Raw genomic sequence first — 17559 nt, 5'->3', positions numbered from 1 at the left:
GTCCGGGCGCTGTTGTTTTTCTTCTTTGGGATTGCTCTGCGCGCAGTATTCCCCTGATGTTATTCATTTACACTTTTTAAACCTATCATAACAGATTGTACGTTGTTTTGAGTACTACTCAATATGAACTAAATGCTCAAATTTCAAATATTTCACTCCGTCTTTTGTCTGAATGTGGAACTGCTGCTGCTCGTGGTTGATGAAATGACAGGTGCCCGTGATGTCATAAAAAAACCCATTTTCCCAGAACGTGAAATGAAGAGAGCGGCTGTCCCGCATCGCATCGGCAAGAATCCATTCCAATTCCTCCCACCGCTGCGGATCCAGCTCCGGTTTTTTCGCTTTTTTCTGCTCCTGCTGATGCCTGAGCCACTGCTCGCGGTGTTCCGGAAGAATCATCCGTGACGATTCCCAGCGCAGGTTGGAGCCTGGTGTCAGTTTATTTCCTTTCACAGCTCCCCCTCCTTTCTTACTTCAGTATAAGGGAACAGAAGTTCTCATTAAAGGTGAAATATTTTCCATAACGTTTCCCCTCCAGGCTTCGTTACTATTAGTCAACGATAGAATATACTATAATAGCAGGAAACGGGAGGTGTCGATATGGCTTCGATGAGAGTATGCCCGAAATTTGAAGAAGCATTTCAGCTTTTGGGAAAGCGCTGGATCGGTGTGATTATCCGTGTTTTGGAGGAAGGGCCGATGCGCTTTAATGAAATCGCCGCACAAATCCCCGAGATCAGTAAAAAAATGCTGACCGAACGGTTGAAAGAGATGGAAGAAAAGGATATGGTCCAGCGGGATGTCGTGCCGGAAAAGCCGGTGCGTATTCTTTATTCCTTAACGGACAAGGGAGCAGACATTACCCCGGCACTGGCGGAAGTCCAGAAATGGGCGGACAATTGGGTGGAAGAAGACACAAAAGCAGAAGAATAAAAAGAAAAACGCTGCCCCGGCATAACAGGCACCTTGTTACACGGCTGTGCGCAAAAGCGGAGGGAAGGTTATTTTTATTGACTTACTAAAAGTAACCTGTTATATTTTTGTTACTGTTTAAAAGGAGGAAATCATATGTCTTTATTAGCAAGTACAGGGCTGTTAATCATACGGCTCGTTATCGGACTTAGTTTTGCTGCCCACGGGGCGCAGAAACTGTTCGGGTGGTTTGGAGGTCATGGTTTGAAAGCGACCGGCGGTTTTTTTGATTCCATCGGCATCAAACCGGGCTATACGATGGCTCTTGTGGCGGGACTGGCTGAGTTTGCGGGCGGTCTGCTGTTTGCTCTTGGTCTGCTCACGCCTGCAGCAGGTATTATCATCGCCGTGACGATGATCGGAGCGATTATAAAAGTTCACGGTCCGAATGGATTCTGGTCAACGGAGGGCGGTTATGAATACAATCTGATGCTGCTTGCCGCCGGAATCGGCATTGCTTTCATTGGAGCCGGTTCGTTTTCACTGGATGCCGTGATATTCTAAGCGACAGGGGGAATCTGCTATGTCTGTAACACTTCCAGATGACGCGCGAATCGGCTCCGTCATCTTTACAATTTCGGATCTGGAACAATCGCTGTCTTTTTATGAAGAACTGCTTGGTTTTCAGGTGATAGAGAGAACATCACACACCGCAAAGCTCTCCGCCGATGGAAAGCGTCCTCTTATTGTGTTGGAAGAAAGGGAAGACGCGGTACGAAAACCACCGCATACCACCGGTTTGTATCACGCTGCTGTACTGCTGCCGGACCGGGCCTCGCTCGGGATGATTCTGAGGCGTCTCGTGCAGCATGACTATCCACTGCAGGGAGCGGCGGATCATCATTTCAGCGAAGCGGTCTATCTGCCCGATCCCGATGGTAATGGTTTGGAGCTTTACAGGGACCGGGACCGCAGTCAGTGGAGATACGATGATGAGGGCTGGATATATGGGCAGACCGTCCCTCTGGATGCCGATGCGGTTCTGCAGGCTGCAGAGGGAAAAGAGTGGCAGGGCATGCCCGCCTCTACGATGATCGGTCATGTTCATCTGCACGTTGGAAATCTTGAGGAAACGAAAAACTTTTATGTCAACGGTCTCGGGTTTTCCCCGATGGTGCACATGGGGGAGCACGCCCTGTTTGTCGCAGCCGGCGGCTACCATCATCATATCGGTCTGAACATCTGGGCCGGTAAAGATGCACCTTCTCCTCCGGAAAACGCCGTCGGGTTAAAGGAATACACCATCACGATGTCGGATAGACAGGAGCTCGATGAGGTGCGTTCCCGTCTGCAAAAAGCAGGCATCATTTATGACAATCAAGACGGGGATGTGCGGATCCGTGATACGTCCGGCAGCCGGGTCCGGCTCGCCGTGCGGTAACCGTGTAAAAAAATCTATCCATAAATAAATAATATCCGGACGATGATTCGTTGAAGATACAGTGATATTCTTCGAATCAACGTCCGGATATTTTTGTATGACAGAAGATGCACAGCGGTGCGGGGACTTTTGTTGTTTAGTGCTGTTTCACAGCTTTTCGTATTCCCAGGAATACGAGTAAAATAAGAAGCAGGGAAGTGAAAACGGCCCAGATACTTCCTTCTCCAAATACATGTCGTAATACAACATCAAATGTGGGAACACCAGCACGGTAAAGGAAAGGTAATACAAGCAGACTCACGCAGATTCCTATTACAAAATATATAATCTTTCCCATACAGCTCTATCTCCTTCCTTCATTATCCTGAAAATAACACGTTAAAGGATATTTTTTCCATACTCTGCTGTTGTGGCATAACACTTTCACACGGTATGTTTAGAGGGACAGGAAGGAGAATAGAACAGCCGCAGCGAAAAGGATAAAAGCAGTAGATAGATGGAGAATCGACAGAGATTACCGGACAAGGAAGGATAAAGATGCCGATTATTTGTATAGAGGGGCCGCCGTGTTCCGGAAAAACTACTCTTTCTCTTGAGCTTGCAGACAGGTACGGAGCGTATGTCATCCCGGCGTCTTCGTTTCGGGACCGCAGCGAAGATGTCTGGCAGGAATACATAGATGAGCAGAGACGCTGGCAGCTTGCCCTGGAAAAAGCCCGCTCCCACGCACTGGTCGCTTTGGACGGCGATTTGTTCGCGCCACTTGTCCACGCTGCACTACTTCACCGGCAGGATTATGTGCAGCAGCTGCTCCCTCATTTCCGCTCGGCTTTTCTGGAGCAGCGTCTTGGCATACCGGATTATTATGTGTATCATGATGCTTCCTTTAAGCTGCTTCAGCGCCGGCAGCATCGAAACGGCTCTTTCCGGAGAATGGTGCCGGCAGAAGCGCACCGGCGCTTTTACAGCGATTTGCTGGAACCTCTGCCGGTTCCAATGTATCCTACACGGGCGGGCCGGGAAGAAGCGGCAGCCCGGAGTATTATCAGACATCTTAAAGCTGTCCCGGAGTATCGGTATGACGTGTCATTTTTTCAACAAATCGAACATCTTCTGCAAACACTCTCTGTGATAAAATAGAGAAAATGCATGATTTACAGAAAGGGCGATGGGAATGGGTGAACCAGATTTTAGAGCACGGTCCCCGTGGGCTGCGCTGAATGACGTGGAACATGTATCAATTTCACCGCTTAAAGAGGGGCGTGTGCAGGCTGATGTCACAATCCCCGGCAGCAAAAGCTTCACAAACCGGGCATTGATTATGGCCGCCTTGGCCAAAGGGCGTTCCACGTTGTCCGGTATCTTAAAAAGTGATGATTCCTATTGGTGCATTGATGCACTGCAGAAATTGGGTGCTGCCGCAGAAGTGAATGGGGATACCGTCATTATGGAAGGGTGCGGGGGCACCTGGCCGGTGCAGGAAGCCGAAATATACATCGGGGCAGCGGGTACAATCGCGCGGTTCCTGCCGGGCGCCCTGGCTGTTGCAGGTAGCGGAACATACACTGTTGAGGCAAGTAAACGAATGAGCGAGCGGCCGGTTCAGCCGCTCATGGAAGCTTTGGAGACACTCGGTGCTGACGTGGAGTATAGAGAGAACGAAGGAGCCTATCCACTACGGATTCACGCGCAGGGACTCCACGGCGGGGAAGTCTCTATTTCCGGACGCACATCCAGCCAGTTTATCAGCGGTCTGCTGCTTGCCGGCCCCTATGCTGAGGAGACGCTAAAGGTTCGTATTCCGGATTATATAGTCCAGCATGCTTACGTCAACATTACACTCGATCTCATGAAACAGTTCGGTGCCAATGTGGCATATAATGAAGATTTGACCGAAATGGACGTATCCGCCGGTGGATACAAAGGACAAAACATGGCACTTGAAGCGGATGCGTCCACCGCCAGCTATTTCATGGCTCTGGCGGCGCTTAACAACGGCCGCATCCGTATCAATAATCTGACAATGCAGACGAATCAGCCGGATATTTATATGGTCGACGTTTACGAGAAAATGGGGTGCACTGTCATTCGGGAAGAGGACTTCATTGAAATACAGGGGACCCCGCATCTCAAAGGGAATTTTGAGATCAGTATGAAAGAAATGTCAGATCAGACATTAACACTGGCCGCTGTTGCTCCATTTGCAGATGGTCCTGTCACCATTACGGATGTAGAACACATACGTCACCATGAATCCGACCGGATCCATGCCGCCTGTACGGAACTTCGGAAAATGGGAATCAAAGTGGAAGAGTTTTCGGATGGACTTCGGGTTCACCCCGGTGTTCCTGTCGGCGTAGACCTGCATTCCTATGATGACCACCGGGTGGCGATGGCTCTCTCGCTCATTGGAACGAAGGTGCCGGGAGTATCGATTGAGGACCCCGGATGCGTTTCCAAAACCTGTCCAACCTTCTATGACCTCCTTGAACACCTCGGGGTTTCTATTTCCTATAAAACAGCTACGTAGTACGGTGTGTACCCGTTTCTCTGCTCCTGTCTCTGCTGCAGAAGGCTGATTAGCTTTATGATGGAGGCGGTACAGACAACAGGATTTCCGGAAGCCGTTTGATTTTGGACCTCGACAAAATGATTGTATCGAATATACCTAAAAACGCTCCCGGCTGTCAGGCAGACATCCGGGAGCGTTTTTACAGTGGCTGCGGAACGCAGGAAGAATCAAAACATGTGAGTGGCGGTTCCCTTCACCAGTCATCACCTGGAGCGAGAATCGGTGTACTTCCTTCTATCGTTTCCGGAGTTTTTACCCCCATGGCTGTGTTGATACACACGACACGATCTTCACGCTGAATCCAGTTCTCTTCCCTCAGCTGTCTTACTCCAGCAAACACTGCCGCGCCTTCCGGACTGGAAAAAATCCCTTCTTCCCGGGTGATCAGCCGTTGTTCGGCCAGAAGGTCCTCTTCGCAGACGGCCACAGCTGCTCCCTTTGTTTTGTAAATAGCATCCAGGACGAGAAAATCTCCGGCGGACGTGCCTGTACTGATCTCAAAAGCTGCCGAATACAATTCCGGGGTCGGTACCGCGTCTGTCCGTTTGTTGTCAAAGGCATGTACAATCGGAGCACAGTTTTCTGTCTGGACGGCCACAAGTTTCGGTATTTTCGCCGAACGTACCCATCCCAGTTCAATTAATTCATGGATTGCTTTATACAGACCGATAAAACTGGTGCCAGCACCGACAGGGCAGGCGATCACATCGGGAAGGTTCCACTGCAGCTGTTCGGCAAGCTCCAGCCCGATTGTTTTCTGCCCCTCAATCCGGTAAGGTTCTTTGAAGGGGGAAGCATCGAACCAGCCGTGACGCTCAGATGCACGGCTTGCTGCATCTTCAGCTTCCCGAATGAAACCGTTAATCAGCTGCAGATCGGCTCCTGAGGCAGCACATTCTTTTCTCACAGAAAGCGGAGCTTCCACAGGCATAGCGACATGAGAGGAAATGGAGGAACGGCTGCCGTACAGCGCCCAGGAAGCGCCGGCATGGCCATTTGCAGAGAGGACAATGTCATGCACGTTATATTCCTTCAGTTTGGAAATGCCGGCTGCCGCTCCCCGGGCTTCTGCAGAACCGGAGGGAAGGACGCTGTCATCCTTGAGCTGCAGGTCTTCGATGTCGTATCGTTTACCGGTTTTCTTCACGGGGAGTAACGGGGTTATGCCTTCTCCCAGAGATACAATGTCTTTTTCTGTACGGACGGGGAGCAGTTCATGGTACCGCCATATGGAAGGAGGGCGTACCATGACCGCCTCTTTGCGAAACTGAATCTTCAAAGCATCCATATCATATGCTGCCAGCAGCGGTGCGCTGCATGCACATTCATGCTGCGGGATCGAGGCATCATATTCACGGCTGCATTTCGGGCAGTACAAATGGGAGAGATAGCTGTAAGCTTGATACACAATGATTCCCTTCTTTCTTCGTTATCAACGGTCATCCGGACTGGAAATAATTCATAATGGTATTTTGATTAAAGGGAAGGCGTTCATAGGGTGCATGAACACTGAAAGAAATCTCATTATTCTGGAGATCAAACTGTTCTGCTCTCACTTGAATACTGCTGTGGCTGATCTCTGTTACAGCGACGTAAATATTCTCACGTGATGGGTGAACACGAATCCACTCCGGCATTTCATAGTTTTGTTTAATGTATTGGAGAACCCGGCTGTTTGGGAGCTGCAGCCTTCCCAGCCGTATGGAATCCTGCTTCAATATGAGATCGCCATTTGTCTGGACTTCAGGAAGCAGCTTCACCGTTGCGGGAATCTGCTGATTGAAAGCTTTGACCGAGCCGGATAATTCCACAGTATTGTTTAAATCAACACTGTAAGACACATTTTCGTTCCGGGGAAGTCTGCTTATATACTCTTTGATTAATTGATTCAGATTTTCCTTGTCTGATTCAATCGTGAAAGCTACATCTTGTTCTTCAATTTCGCCGGCAGACCGTGAAACAGGGTCGGAAGGCGGGGCATTTAGAACAAGGAATAACCAGAGAACGACACCTAGATTAATAGTAAACAGGGATAAAAATAACCATTTCCATACTGTTTTCCTGCGGTTTATGCTAGTCATTGCTGTTCTCCCCATTTGTTCCGTTCTGGTATTCTTCCAAATCAGGTTCGATATAATCAAGCACCCTGTCGGCCATAGAAGCATATCCTCTTTGGTTCGGGTGAAAATTATCCTCCGAATAGTATCCGGGTCCGGCGTACTGGAAAATGTCCCTGACTGGAATAAATACGGCATTTTCCTGTTCGTTCACGACGTTCCTTCCAATCATGTTCCAGTCCGTGATAATCTGGTCAAGCTCTGGAATGTCAGAAAAGTACATGTTAAACGGATTGTACAGCCCCAGCAGGTAAATGGCGGCATCTTCATTTTCTTCACGGATTTGTTCGAAAATCGAGGTAAGTCTCTGTTCATAGGGGTCCTTTTCTTTTTCAAACACCTCATAGGTGAGGTCGGTCACATTCGATCTGACAATTTTCATGATGTCATTGGCGCCGACTGTAAGAAGAATAATATCCGACTCACTAATAGATGATGAAATGTTCGGTTTATTCAAACGCTCCAGAATCTGATCGCTGCGGTTACCCTTCTTCCCGTAGTTCTGCACGCGGATGGAGGCATCCGGGACACTCTTTTCAAGCGAGTCTTTCAGAATACCGACATAGCCACCGCTTCCGGATGAATCGCCGGTGCCTTTCGTCAGGGAGTCGCCGACAGCCGTGATGTGCAGATCAGAGGAAATGAAAAGACTGCGTGTCTCATTCACCACAGAAGCCACTGCGTCCTGAATACCTTGTTCGAAAGGACGTTTGTCATCTTCCCTTGAAGGTGTATCGGTGCTGGAGGAGACGGTACTGTCTGTTTGCTGTGTCTTGGAGGAGTTGGCAGCTGAATCCGAAAGTGCGTGGTCAGAACCGGCATCTGAAAGAGAAGAGCTTACAAACCAAGCTCCCGAGGGAAGCATTAATAAAAAAGCGAGACCAAGTAAAATAAATATTCTTTTTCTCATGTGGTATCACACCCGCACATTATCGTTTCGCCATTATACGAACATAATCAGTCTGTTTTTATTATATCAGGTTATAAGGGTTCAGGGAAAAGTACAGCTTTTTCCTGATGAAAAAAAGCAGTAGGTATCGTGCATGGACGATTCCTACTGCTTCCCCTACATCGCAAGGTGGCTGATATTTATTTCTATGCTTTCATCCACCTTTTCCATGCCGAATTCATCTTTCACCTGGCCTGTAAATGTCACCTGCAGGCGTTGTGCCTCGTCCGGGAGGTGGACTTTATAATAGTTCGTATTTTTTTCCTTCTCTCCCGGCTGCAGTGTAGTCTCCAAGCTGTTTGCTGCACTTTTGTTCTTATTTTCCGGCACTGAGACCGAATCCTTAATGATATTACCATGCTCATCAAGTACAGCAACGGACATGAAGTCTGCGCTGTACGTCAGGGTGATATCCGAAGAAGGATTGGGGTTTTCGATATAAGGCTGAAAGTAAACCGTTTGTTCTGCCGGGTCTGTGTATTTCATTCCCACTTCCACCCGCTCCGTCAGCTGTTTGTAATCATGGCTGAACGTTGGAGTGGTAAAAAAGTAGGCAGCCGCCGCACCGGCGCTTATTACGATAACCGGGAGGAACCATTTCAGTATTTTATTTAAAGTCATGATTTTTCACACCTTTTAGCAGCCTGAATGGAGGCTGAATAGTACCAATATATGTTTATGCCATCATTATAAATCAGGAAAAGCGGAGGGAGAAGGTACAGCATAAACCGTTATTTAGACTTAATCTATGTGTCATCCGTTTGAAAAAAAACAGGATAACTAAGTATTCCACACTTATTAGACGAAAAGTGGAGGCTTTTCGTTTCGCTTTCATCAATGTTTCACGTGAAACATTGATGTGCTGAAAAGATAGAATTTTAAGATTTATTCAATTTTTTAAAACAACGGGTTGAAAAATGAATGCGCTTTCCTTTAGACTATAAATCAAATCGATAAAGTAAAACGATTTACAAAAACGATTTACTTTAAAAGGAGGAGGGAGTCCTCATAAGAAAACCAACATTACAGGATGTGGCGGAGCTCGCCTCCGTATCACAGAGCACTGTATCGCAGTATTTAAACGGACGCTACAAACACATGGGAAGCGAAACAAGAAAGAGAATCGAAGAAGCGGTGCTCTCGTTGGAATATAAGCCCAATGCCGTGGCAAGAGGCTTAAAACAGAAAAAAACGACCACCATTGGTATTATTGTGGCCAATATTCTGCACCGTTTTTCCACTCAGGTGTCCCGGGCGATTGAAGATATCTGCCAAGAGTATGGATACCATACAATCATCTGTAACGCGGATGATGATCCGGAGAAAGAAAAAAGATATGTGGATATGCTGAAGGCAAAGCAGGTGGATGGCTTCATCATTATTCCCACGGGGGTAAATGAAAGTCTTTACAAAGAACTGATTAATGAACGCTACCCGATGGTTTTTCTGGACAGAAAAATGCAATCGCTCTCTGTTCCGACGGTGACTTTGAGGAACATAAAAGCAGGGTACGAAGCAACGCTTCATCTTTTGGATCAGAACCATGAACTTATTGCTTACATCAGCTCGCCATTGACGGTCAGTACTAGAAAAGAGAGATATGAAGGCTATGTTAAGGCTTTGAACGATAGAGGCATGGAGTTAAATGAACATTATGTGTTTGGTGGTGATATGGAACAGATAGAAGGAGTGCTCACAGAAATGTTGGAATCAGAGCACCCGCCTACAGCACTTATCTGTGGAAATGACAGGGTGTTAAAAAGTGTTCTGCCGATTTTGAAACAGCGAAATACAGCCATACCGGAAGAACTGGCCCTGGTCACATTTGATGAAGTGGAATTTTCAGAGTTTTTCACACCGACACTGACAACTGTAGAGCAGCCCGCTTACGGCATGGGAGTGAAAACCGCTGAACTGCTTTTAAATCGAATCAACGGGAAGGTGCAGCAAGACGCTTCGGAAACCGAAGAATTTGAACCGAAACTGAAAGTACGGGAGTCATCCCTGTTTAAGAAATAAGGAGGAATTATCATGATCAAAAAATGGATGACAACGTCTATTCTCACAGCTGGAATGGTGGTAGTAGGAGCATGCGGCAACGGTGAATCCGGCGGAGATTCCGGAGAAAATGGGAGCAGTGGAAGCAGCGGAAGTGGCAGTGAAGACAGCGTCAATTTAATCGCAGCTACCCAATTGGACTCAGAAAGCGCATTTGCAGCAGGGTTTGAGAAGTTTAAAGAAGTGGTGGAAGAAGAGAGTGACGGCTCTGTTACCGTGGAAGTTCATACAAACGGGGATTTAGGTGGAAATGAAGATGAGCTGGTCCAGAATCTAAAGACCGGATCGGTGGATTTGGTGGCGGCAGCTCCAGGATTTATGGCACAGTCCGTGCAGGAAGTAGACTTTTTCTCCATGCCGTATCTTTTTGAAAGCAGGGATCACTGGAAGTCTGTGATTGACGGAGACATTGGAGACACATTGACGAATAAAATCGAAAGCAATACAAGCTTTAATGTTCTCGGCTACTGGACAGCCGGCGTCAGAAACTACTACGGAGCGGAGCCGATTGAAACACCGTCGGACTTAGACGGCATGTCTCTGCGTACTCAGGATTCGCCGGTGGTGACAAACACCTGGGAAGCTCTTGGAGCCCAGCCGACCAGCGTAGCCTGGGATGAAATGTACCAAGCGCTCCAGAACAATGTTGTGGATGCGGCGGAAAATGATTTTACCAATATTTATCTCGCCAGTCATCATGAAGTCATCAATAATATTTCACTGACGCAGCACGATTACACCACCCGCTTGTTTTTCACATCAGATCAGGTTATGGATAAGTTGAATGAATCGCAGCAGGAGGCTGTGATGACGGCCGCAGAAGAAGCAACAAAAACAGAACGTGAAACGGATCAGCGCCTGGCAGAAGAATCCCGTGAAGCAATCAAAGAAGCTGGTGTAAAAATCAATGAAGTGGATCAGCAGAAGTTTTTTGAACAGACAGAATCCGTCCGCGAGAACGCAGCAGAGAACCTGAATTTAGTAGAGGAATATGAGAAGGTTGTCGAATTGAAAGAGAACTAATATGACACAGGGAAAGGTGCTTCCGCCGGGAACATCTTTTCTTGTCTTTCCTCCTGCATGGAGGTCATAGAAGGTGGGAGAGTGAGAATCGTGAAAAAACTGATTTCCCTGATGGAAGGCTTGTATTTACGGCTGGCAGCTGTATTTTTCTTTATCTTTTTTGCCTGCATCACGTTGCAGGTGGCTTCAAGGTACATTCCCGGTATTGAAGTGCTTTGGGCTTCCGAGATAGCAACATATGCTTTTATATGGATGGTGTTTCTCGGAGCGGCCGTTATGGTCAGGCAGCGGGGTCATTTTACCGTAGGGTTAGTCATTGACAGTGTGAAAGGTCTGCCGCTTTTGATACTGCAATCCGTGATTCATCTTCTGCTTATCGGATTTGGTATTGTGATGATCAAGGATGGATACAGTTTAACAGTCCAGTTCTGGGGATGGACGCTCAACAACCTCCCGCAGATCCGCCAGGGTTATACGTGGCTTGCGATTCCGACTGCCGGTGCGGGTGTTATCCTGTTTTCCCTGCAGAACTGGCTGGAAGATATGAAATCATTTCGTAAACAAGGAAAGGGGGATGCATCATGACAGGGATTGTTCTTACAGCATTATTTTTCGGGTTGATGCTTCTCGGCGTTCCTATCGCCTTTGTCATCGGAATTGTAAGCTATGTCGGTTTTTTCCTGCTTGATGCGATTCCTCTTCAGTCTGTCGTGCAGCAGATGTTTTCCGGGCTGGAATCGTTTATCCTGCTGGCGGTCCCTCTTTTCATATTCGCCGCCAATATCATGAACCAGGGAAAAATCTCGGAAAAGCTCGTGCAGTTTGCTGTAGCTCTCGTCGGCCATATCCGGGGAGGACTGGCCCATGCCAATATCGTTGTATCCATGTTTTTCGGCGGTATTTCCGGCGCGTCTACAGCTGATACAGCCGGTATCGGCAAAATCATGATACCGAGTATGGCAAAAGAGAAATATCATAAAGAAACGGCTGCCGCGGTCACTGCAGCCTCTTCCACGATGGGGATGATTATTCCGCCGAGTATTCCAATGGTTATCTATGGAAGTCTGGCTGGAGTGTCTGTCGGCAAAATGTTTATCGGAGGTATCATCCCTGGTCTTGCCATTGCGGGCGGCTTGATGGCATTAATCGGTATCATTTCCCACCGTCACCAGTATCCAAAGTATGAACGTGTGAAGGTCAAAGAGGTACTGCTCAGAGGGTTAAAAAGTATCCCGCCTCTCCTTACTCCCGTTATCATTCTGGGCGGCATTACAGGTGGAGTGGTCACTCCGACAGAAGCAGCTGTTCTCGCCTGCGCGTATGCGTTTGTTCTCTCGTTTTTCATCTATCGAACCATTTCGCTGAAAGATCTTCCGGGGATCGTTTACGATACGCTGAAATTGAGCTCCTTGACATTATTTGCGCTGGCGACAGCTACCTCCCTCGGAAGGCTTATCAGTTATTACAATGTACCAAGTGCGGTGGAAAGCTTTTTTGCTAATGCACTGCCGTTTGACTGGATGTTTGTTCTCGCTGTCATTGTACTGTTTCTGCTGGTTGGTATGTTTATGGATACGGTTCCCTCCATCGTTTTGTTTGTCCCGATTGTGCTGCCGACAGCCACCCAGATTGGGATAGATCCGGTACACTTCGGCTTGATTGTGATGATGTGTCTGGCAGTAGGACTGGTCACTCCTCCATACGGGCTGTGTTTGCTGCTCGCCAGTAAAATTGCCGAAATACCGATTGGCCGCTCCTTTTATGCGACGATTCCATACATCGCCGTTATTCTTCTGGTCATCGGTGTGATTGCCTTTATTCCGGAGACAGCGATGTGGCTGCCCAATTCATTTGATTTTTAGCGAAGATAGAAGGAACTGGAGAGTGACAGATGATGCTGGATGTTATATCAATAGGAGACGCAATGATCACCATGAACCCGAAATCCCGGGGTCCGCTTATGTTCTCCCATGAATTTGAACGGAAAATGGGCGGAGCGGAACTGAATCTGATCGTCGGCTGTGCCCGCCTCGGCCTTCAGCCAGGGTGGATCAGCCGGTTCGGGCAGGATGGATTCGGCCGGTATATTCTGAATTATATGCGGGGAGAAGGCGTGGACGTCTCCCGTACCAAACTACTGGAGAATTACCGGACCCCGCTTAATATTAAAGAAGTACTGGAAGACGGGAGCGGAAGTACTTTCTACTACCGTTTCCCTTCCCCCACTGAAGATATAACCCCTGCCGATATGGAGGAAAATTATCTAAAACAGGCGCGTGTGTTTTATATCAGCGGGGTGTTTCTTTCCCTGGCCGGTAAAAACCTGGATATCATCAAAAAAGGAATTCAAATCGCTAAAAAGCATAACAGGATGGTAGCTCTTGATCCCAATATCCGTCTGAAACTCTGGAGCCGGGAACAGGCTCGGGAAACGATGTTGCCCATTCTCCCGGATGTAGATATTATGATGAGCGGTAAAGAAGAAGCCGACCTGTTATTTGGAGAGCAGCCGGATGAGGCACATCTGGAAACTTTCGGTCAGTACGGCATTTCCTACGTTGCATTGAAAAAAGGAGGAGAAGGTGCATCCGGTTGGTTTTCGGGAGAAGGAAGCACCTTTGTCCCGCCCGAATCCGTTAAGGTGGTTGATACTGTGGGAGCCGGGGATGGCTTTAATGCAGGATTTCTGTATTCGATTCTCCGCGGTTTCGATCTGAAGCGGTCGCTCCGGTTTGCTAATACAGTAGGAGCCATGGTTACAGGAGTTTCCGGAGATAATGAAGGGCTGCCTTATCTGGAATCTGTTCAGACCGCTTTAGGGGAACGGCAGCATATTGAACGATAAAAGGTGGGTGAGTATGAATATTCAATTAGCACTGGACCGGTTAAACTGGAAGGATTGTTTTTCTCTGGTGGAACAGACATCTCCTCATATTGACTGGATTGAAATTGGGACAGGTGTCATTAAAGAGTATGGCATGCAGATGGTACGGGAGATGAAAGCAGCCTATCCAGACAAAACACTGGTGGCTGATATGAAAACGTGTGACGCCGCGGCATCAGAAACGAAGCAGGCACTGAATGCCGGGGCCGATATCACAACGGTGATGGCGTTTTCAGCAGACACTGCAATCCGTGCAGCACTAGAAGAAGCATCCGCTGCAGACCGGAAGGTGATGGTGGATCTTCTCGGTGTAACCGACCTTGGCAGATTGTCGCAATTGGATACGCTCGGAGTGGATCTGATTTCTCTTCATATCGGCAAAGACATGCAGAGAGACGGAGGGGTTTCTGGAGATGATTTCGCCTTCATAGAAGATTATCCGCACTGGAACGCAGCTGTGGCAGGCGGCATAAATGCAGATACCATTCCTTCCCTGACTCCCTATGAGCCGGAAACGCTCATAGTAGGCGGAGCGGTAACGAAAGCAGACGACCCGGAAGCAGCGGCGCAACATATTCGAAAGCTGGTGAAATGATGAGCTCATTTGAAGACATTTTGAGAACCGTCGGCAGTGAAGTGCAGGAAGTACTGCAGAATGTAAATACAGCAGCTTTGGCATACGCTGCGGAACAGTTGAACAGTGGTAGAAGAATGTTTGTGATGGGAGAAGGAAGGTCGGGACTCGCCGGCAAAATGTTTGCCATGCGTCTAATGCATGGCGGATATGACGTTTATGCGGCCGGTGAAACGATCACCCCGGCGATTCAGGAGAATGATCTCCTCATTGTACTTTCTGGTTCAGGTAAAACCCCGGGACTGGTACATGCTGCAGAAAAAGCAGTGGATTCCGGCGCTTCGCTTCTTGTTTTCACCACGGATCCCGGCTCTCCACTCGGGAAGCTCAGTGAGGGAAACGTCAAGATACCGGCTGCCACCAAGTACCGTCGCGAAGAAGAGCCGGACACCATACAGCCGCTGGGTAATCAGTTTGATCAAAGCCTGCACCTGATGCTCGATGCCCTTATTATATATGCACAGGAGCAAAATGGATCTGAAGATAATGATGCCTTTTTTGCGAGACATTCGAATTTGGAATAAAGTATAGAATAAAGAAATTTCGCAGCGAAGTTTCGGATGTTTATTCCGTTATTCGCTGCTTTGTGTGTATTTTTATATAACCAACATGGTCGCAGAATGTCATCCATTACTTGGTATTTATAATAATCAGAAAAATAAAACAAAAAATGCTTGAAATGTAGTTGACAAAACGGTGAACTCTGCATAGAATTGGAAATGTAATCGATTACAAAACAGGACGTGACCTTATGGCAAACATTCAGGAAGTTGCAAAAGAAGCCGGCGTATCGGTAGCTACAGTCTCGAGAGTCATGAATGGAGGTGCTGTCACTCCGAAAACAAAAGGGAAAGTAGAAGAAGTGATCAGGCGGCTCAAATATGAGCCGAGTATGCTCGGACGGAATCTGCGGAATTCCGAAAGCCGGCTCCTGCTGGTCCTTATTCCAACGATTTCGAACCCGTATTATTCCGATATTATCAATGGTATTGAAAATGCGGTAATCCCCCAGGGGTATAATATTCTGTTATGTGAGACAGATTCCAACCCGGAGAGGGAGAATATTTACTTTGATATGGTCCGCAAGAAAATGGCGGATGGCATTATTTCCATGGATCCCACTGTTAATATGGAGGAGCTGAAGATCCTGGCGGAAGATCATCCGATTATCCAGTGCAGTGAATATTCCGTGGAAAGCGGCATTCCATTTGTAACGATTGATAATGAAGAAGCGGCATACCGGGCTGTCAGCCATTTAGTAAACATCGGCAGTACAGATATTGCTATGATAAATTCCGACGTCACATTTTTATATGCACGCCAGCGTCAGCTTGGGTATCAGCGTGCTCTGGAAGAGAACGGGATCCCTTTTGACGAAGAAGATGTATACTACACCAACGGTCCGAGCTTTGAACACGGGCAGCAGGCAATGAGAAAAATGCTTACCGGTCATAAAGAATACTCGGCTGTTTTTGCCGTATCCGATCTTCTGGCGATCGGAGCACTGAAAGAAGCGCATCAGTTGGGGCTCCGTGTTCCGGAGGATATCGCTATTGCAGGATTTGATAAGATTGCATTCTCTAATATGACCAATCCGGCACTGACAACGATTGCGCAGCCGATGTATGACATGGGAACAACGTCGGCACAGATGCTTATAGACAAAATTAACGGCAGGCCGGTCGAAAGTACAATGATGAGCCATGAGCTGATCATCCGCGAATCGACGATCGGATAAAAAGAGCTCTGTTTTTTCTTTCAAAAACAAAAGTATAACTTAACACTTTTTTGTAATCGATTACATTTTAGGTTTTTAGTTTAAAAAAGGGGTGACGATCAAAATGAAAAAGGTACTGTTATTGGTATTGGTGATGCTTGTTTCGGCTCTTGCGGCGGCCTGTGGAAACAGTGAATCGAATGAGGAAGCAGGTGGGTCTTCCGGAGACGGAGGAGAAACATCAAATGGTTCGGAAACTTCAGAAGGTTCAGATTCTTCAGGGGGCGGGGACTTGAAGATAGGAATCAGTCTTCCTTCAGCAACTCACGGCTGGATGGGCGCGCTTATCGATAATGCAGAAAGCAAAGCCCAGGAAATAGAGGAAGCGAGCGGCGTGGAATATATTATGACGAACGCGGAAGATCCCAATACCCAGGCAAATGACGTAAATAACCTTATATCCCAGGACGTGGACGCCATTGTCATGCTTCCGATAGAATCTGCAGCGTTATCTCCGGTCGGACAGCAGGTCAAAGAGGCAGATATTCCGCTTGTTGTGGTGGACCGGGAGCTCGATAATGATGCAGCGGACGTGGTTGTGAAAGGCGATAATCAGGGCATCGGCGTGAATGCGGGAGAATACTTTGTAGAACAGCTTAACGGAGAAGGAAATGTAGTGGAAATAACCGGACCGCCGAACTCGGTGACAGAGCAGCGCGGAAGCGGATTCCAGGAAGCGGTGGAATCTGAAGACGGTATGGAAATTGTAGCGTCCCAGAGTGGTGATTTCTCGAAAGAAAAGTCTCTTGAAGTGATGCAGAACATTCTGCAGGCGCAGCCGGAGATCGATGCGGTCTTTACTCAGGATGATGGAATGGCCCTTGGAGTGCAGCAGGCTGTTAAGGAAGCCGAACGTGATGACATTCAGTTCATTACAGGTGCCGGCGGCAGTAAAGAAGTGTTTGAGAGCATCCAGGACGGTGGTTTGATTCAGGCCACGTTCCTCTATTCACCGACCATGGTAAGAGACGGTGTGCAGATTGCAGCAGACATTGCCCAAGGGGAAGAACCGGAAGAGTCTATGGTGATCAAAGAAGCAACACAGGTGACAGAGGAGAATGTAGAGGAATTCTATAATCCGGATTCGAAATATTAATAACATTTCCAAAACTTGATTTTAAACAGAGCAAAGCAGCGGCCGCAGCCTCTTTCTATATAAGAGGCTGTCTCCCCGGCTGTTGGGCTTTTCGAC

The 17559-nt window shown here is 47.8% G+C and carries 20 protein-coding genes; 14 read left to right on the top strand and 6 right to left on the bottom strand.

Annotated features, from left to right (window positions below; translation table 11 throughout):
* Positions 1 to 114: 114 nt before the first annotated feature.
* A complete protein-coding gene (locus BM058_RS08145; RefSeq protein WP_090926532.1) occupies positions 115 to 453 on the bottom strand; it encodes a YolD-like family protein in 339 nt (112 codons plus the stop codon).
* A 147-nt stretch (positions 454 to 600) separates the two neighbouring features.
* Between BM058_RS08145 and BM058_RS08140 the strand changes: the two genes are divergently transcribed.
* The 3 genes from BM058_RS08140 to BM058_RS08130 all read left to right on the top strand — a co-directional run bounded on the left by BM058_RS08140 (position 601) and on the right by BM058_RS08130 (position 2353).
* Positions 601 to 933 carry a winged helix-turn-helix transcriptional regulator gene (locus tag BM058_RS08140; protein WP_090926531.1) on the top strand — a complete coding sequence of 111 codons (333 nt, stop codon included), beginning with the start codon at positions 601 to 603 and terminating at the stop codon, positions 931 to 933.
* A gap of 135 nt (positions 934 to 1068) precedes the next feature.
* On the top strand, positions 1069 to 1476 hold the full coding sequence (locus BM058_RS08135; protein ID WP_090926530.1) for a DoxX family protein: 408 nt from the start codon (positions 1069 to 1071) through the stop codon (positions 1474 to 1476).
* A gap of 19 nt (positions 1477 to 1495) precedes the next feature.
* Positions 1496 to 2353 (top strand): VOC family protein, encoded by an 858-nt coding sequence (locus tag BM058_RS08130; protein WP_090926529.1) that lies wholly within the window; start codon positions 1496 to 1498, stop codon positions 2351 to 2353.
* A gap of 136 nt (positions 2354 to 2489) precedes the next feature.
* Here BM058_RS08130 and BM058_RS08125 read toward each other — a convergent pair whose 3' ends face one another.
* The gene (locus BM058_RS08125; RefSeq protein ID WP_090926528.1) at positions 2490 to 2690 is read right to left on the bottom strand and encodes a hypothetical protein; all 201 of its coding nucleotides are present in this window, start codon (positions 2688 to 2690) and stop codon (positions 2490 to 2492) included.
* Positions 2691 to 2890: 200 nt separating this feature from the next.
* Here BM058_RS08125 and BM058_RS08120 point away from each other — a divergent pair, with 200 nt between their 5' ends.
* On the top strand, positions 2891 to 3493 hold the full coding sequence (locus BM058_RS08120; protein ID WP_090926527.1) for an AAA family ATPase: 603 nt from the start codon (positions 2891 to 2893) through the stop codon (positions 3491 to 3493).
* A gap of 28 nt (positions 3494 to 3521) precedes the next feature.
* Positions 3522 to 4883 (top strand): 3-phosphoshikimate 1-carboxyvinyltransferase, encoded by a 1362-nt coding sequence (aroA, locus tag BM058_RS08115; protein ID WP_090926526.1) that lies wholly within the window; start codon positions 3522 to 3524, stop codon positions 4881 to 4883.
* Between the two features lie 235 nt (positions 4884 to 5118).
* On the opposite strand, the gene BM058_RS08110 is transcribed toward aroA, so the two are convergent.
* From BM058_RS08110 to BM058_RS08095, 4 genes are all read right to left on the bottom strand, one after another.
* Positions 5119 to 6333: a threonine synthase gene (locus tag BM058_RS08110; protein ID WP_090926525.1), complete on the bottom strand. Its 1215-nt coding sequence runs from the start codon at positions 6331 to 6333 to the stop codon at positions 5119 to 5121.
* A 31-nt stretch (positions 6334 to 6364) separates the two neighbouring features.
* On the bottom strand, positions 6365 to 7006 hold the full coding sequence (locus tag BM058_RS08105) for a YpmS family protein (RefSeq protein ID WP_177195477.1): 642 nt from the start codon (positions 7004 to 7006) through the stop codon (positions 6365 to 6367).
* Complete coding sequence (locus BM058_RS08100) at positions 6999 to 7952, bottom strand: GDSL-type esterase/lipase family protein (RefSeq protein ID WP_090926523.1); 954 nt, start codon at positions 7950 to 7952, stop codon at positions 6999 to 7001. The genes BM058_RS08105 and BM058_RS08100 overlap by 8 nt, the downstream gene beginning before the upstream one ends.
* A 156-nt stretch (positions 7953 to 8108) precedes the next feature.
* Positions 8109 to 8612 carry a hypothetical protein gene (locus tag BM058_RS08095; RefSeq protein WP_090926522.1) on the bottom strand — a complete coding sequence of 168 codons (504 nt, stop codon included), beginning with the start codon at positions 8610 to 8612 and terminating at the stop codon, positions 8109 to 8111.
* Positions 8613 to 9023: 411 nt separating this feature from the next.
* Between BM058_RS08095 and BM058_RS08090 the strand changes: the two genes are divergently transcribed.
* The 9 genes from BM058_RS08090 (at position 9024) to BM058_RS08050 (ending at position 17463) form a co-directional block, all read left to right on the top strand.
* The gene (locus BM058_RS08090; protein WP_245736899.1) at positions 9024 to 10010 is read left to right on the top strand and encodes a LacI family DNA-binding transcriptional regulator; all 987 of its coding nucleotides are present in this window, start codon (positions 9024 to 9026) and stop codon (positions 10008 to 10010) included.
* Between the two features lie 12 nt (positions 10011 to 10022).
* On the top strand, positions 10023 to 11072 hold the full coding sequence (locus tag BM058_RS08085; RefSeq protein WP_090926520.1) for a TRAP transporter substrate-binding protein: 1050 nt from the start codon (positions 10023 to 10025) through the stop codon (positions 11070 to 11072).
* Between the two features lie 81 nt (positions 11073 to 11153).
* Positions 11154 to 11657, top strand: coding sequence for a TRAP transporter small permease (locus BM058_RS08080; RefSeq protein WP_177195476.1), 504 nt, complete (start codon positions 11154 to 11156; stop codon positions 11655 to 11657).
* Positions 11654 to 12934, top strand: a complete 1281-nt coding sequence (locus BM058_RS08075; RefSeq protein WP_090926518.1) for a TRAP transporter large permease — start codon at positions 11654 to 11656, stop codon at positions 12932 to 12934. Before BM058_RS08080 ends, BM058_RS08075 begins: the two co-directional genes overlap by 4 nt.
* A 29-nt stretch (positions 12935 to 12963) precedes the next feature.
* Complete coding sequence (locus BM058_RS08070) at positions 12964 to 13917, top strand: sugar kinase (protein WP_322787876.1); 954 nt, start codon at positions 12964 to 12966, stop codon at positions 13915 to 13917.
* 13 nt (positions 13918 to 13930) lie between these two features.
* On the top strand, positions 13931 to 14551 hold the full coding sequence (hxlA, locus tag BM058_RS08065; protein ID WP_090926517.1) for a 3-hexulose-6-phosphate synthase: 621 nt from the start codon (positions 13931 to 13933) through the stop codon (positions 14549 to 14551).
* Positions 14548 to 15114, top strand: coding sequence for a 6-phospho-3-hexuloisomerase (gene hxlB, locus BM058_RS08060; protein ID WP_245736897.1), 567 nt, complete (start codon positions 14548 to 14550; stop codon positions 15112 to 15114). Before hxlA ends, hxlB begins: the two co-directional genes overlap by 4 nt.
* Positions 15115 to 15341: 227 nt before the next feature.
* A complete protein-coding gene (locus tag BM058_RS08055) occupies positions 15342 to 16328 on the top strand; it encodes a LacI family DNA-binding transcriptional regulator (protein ID WP_090926515.1) in 987 nt (328 codons plus the stop codon).
* Between the two features lie 103 nt (positions 16329 to 16431).
* Positions 16432 to 17463, top strand: a complete 1032-nt coding sequence (locus tag BM058_RS08050) for a substrate-binding domain-containing protein (protein WP_090926514.1) — start codon at positions 16432 to 16434, stop codon at positions 17461 to 17463.
* The last annotated feature ends 96 nt before the right edge of the window (positions 17464 to 17559 follow it).

The organism is Salibacterium qingdaonense (assembly GCF_900114715.1).
Classification (GTDB): Bacteria; Bacillota; Bacilli; order Bacillales; family Marinococcaceae; genus Salibacterium; species Salibacterium qingdaonense.
Note: the sequence above shows the minus strand (reverse complement) of the source record. Positions and strands in the feature narration are given on the sequence as shown.

Coding starts and splice junctions, on each gene's coding strand:
- BM058_RS08140 (WP_090926531.1), top strand. CDS start 601: ATGGCTTCGATGAGAGTATGCCCGAAATTTGAAGAAGCATTTCAGCTT.
- BM058_RS08135 (WP_090926530.1), top strand. CDS start 1,069: ATGTCTTTATTAGCAAGTACAGGGCTGTTAATCATACGGCTCGTTATC.
- BM058_RS08130 (WP_090926529.1), top strand. CDS start 1,496: ATGTCTGTAACACTTCCAGATGACGCGCGAATCGGCTCCGTCATCTTT.
- BM058_RS08125 (WP_090926528.1), bottom strand. CDS start 2,690: ATGGGAAAGATTATATATTTTGTAATAGGAATCTGCGTGAGTCTGCTT.
- BM058_RS08120 (WP_090926527.1), top strand. CDS start 2,891: ATGCCGATTATTTGTATAGAGGGGCCGCCGTGTTCCGGAAAAACTACT.
- aroA (WP_090926526.1), top strand. CDS start 3,522: ATGGGAATGGGTGAACCAGATTTTAGAGCACGGTCCCCGTGGGCTGCG.
- BM058_RS08105 (WP_177195477.1), bottom strand. CDS start 7,006: ATGACTAGCATAAACCGCAGGAAAACAGTATGGAAATGGTTATTTTTA.
- BM058_RS08100 (WP_090926523.1), bottom strand. CDS start 7,952: ATGAGAAAAAGAATATTTATTTTACTTGGTCTCGCTTTTTTATTAATG.
- BM058_RS08095 (WP_090926522.1), bottom strand. CDS start 8,612: ATGACTTTAAATAAAATACTGAAATGGTTCCTCCCGGTTATCGTAATA.
- BM058_RS08085 (WP_090926520.1), top strand. CDS start 10,023: ATGATCAAAAAATGGATGACAACGTCTATTCTCACAGCTGGAATGGTG.
- BM058_RS08075 (WP_090926518.1), top strand. CDS start 11,654: ATGACAGGGATTGTTCTTACAGCATTATTTTTCGGGTTGATGCTTCTC.
- BM058_RS08070 (WP_322787876.1), top strand. CDS start 12,964: ATGATGCTGGATGTTATATCAATAGGAGACGCAATGATCACCATGAAC.
- hxlA (WP_090926517.1), top strand. CDS start 13,931: ATGAATATTCAATTAGCACTGGACCGGTTAAACTGGAAGGATTGTTTT.
- hxlB (WP_245736897.1), top strand. CDS start 14,548: ATGATGAGCTCATTTGAAGACATTTTGAGAACCGTCGGCAGTGAAGTG.
- BM058_RS08055 (WP_090926515.1), top strand. CDS start 15,342: ATGGCAAACATTCAGGAAGTTGCAAAAGAAGCCGGCGTATCGGTAGCT.
- BM058_RS08050 (WP_090926514.1), top strand. CDS start 16,432: ATGAAAAAGGTACTGTTATTGGTATTGGTGATGCTTGTTTCGGCTCTT.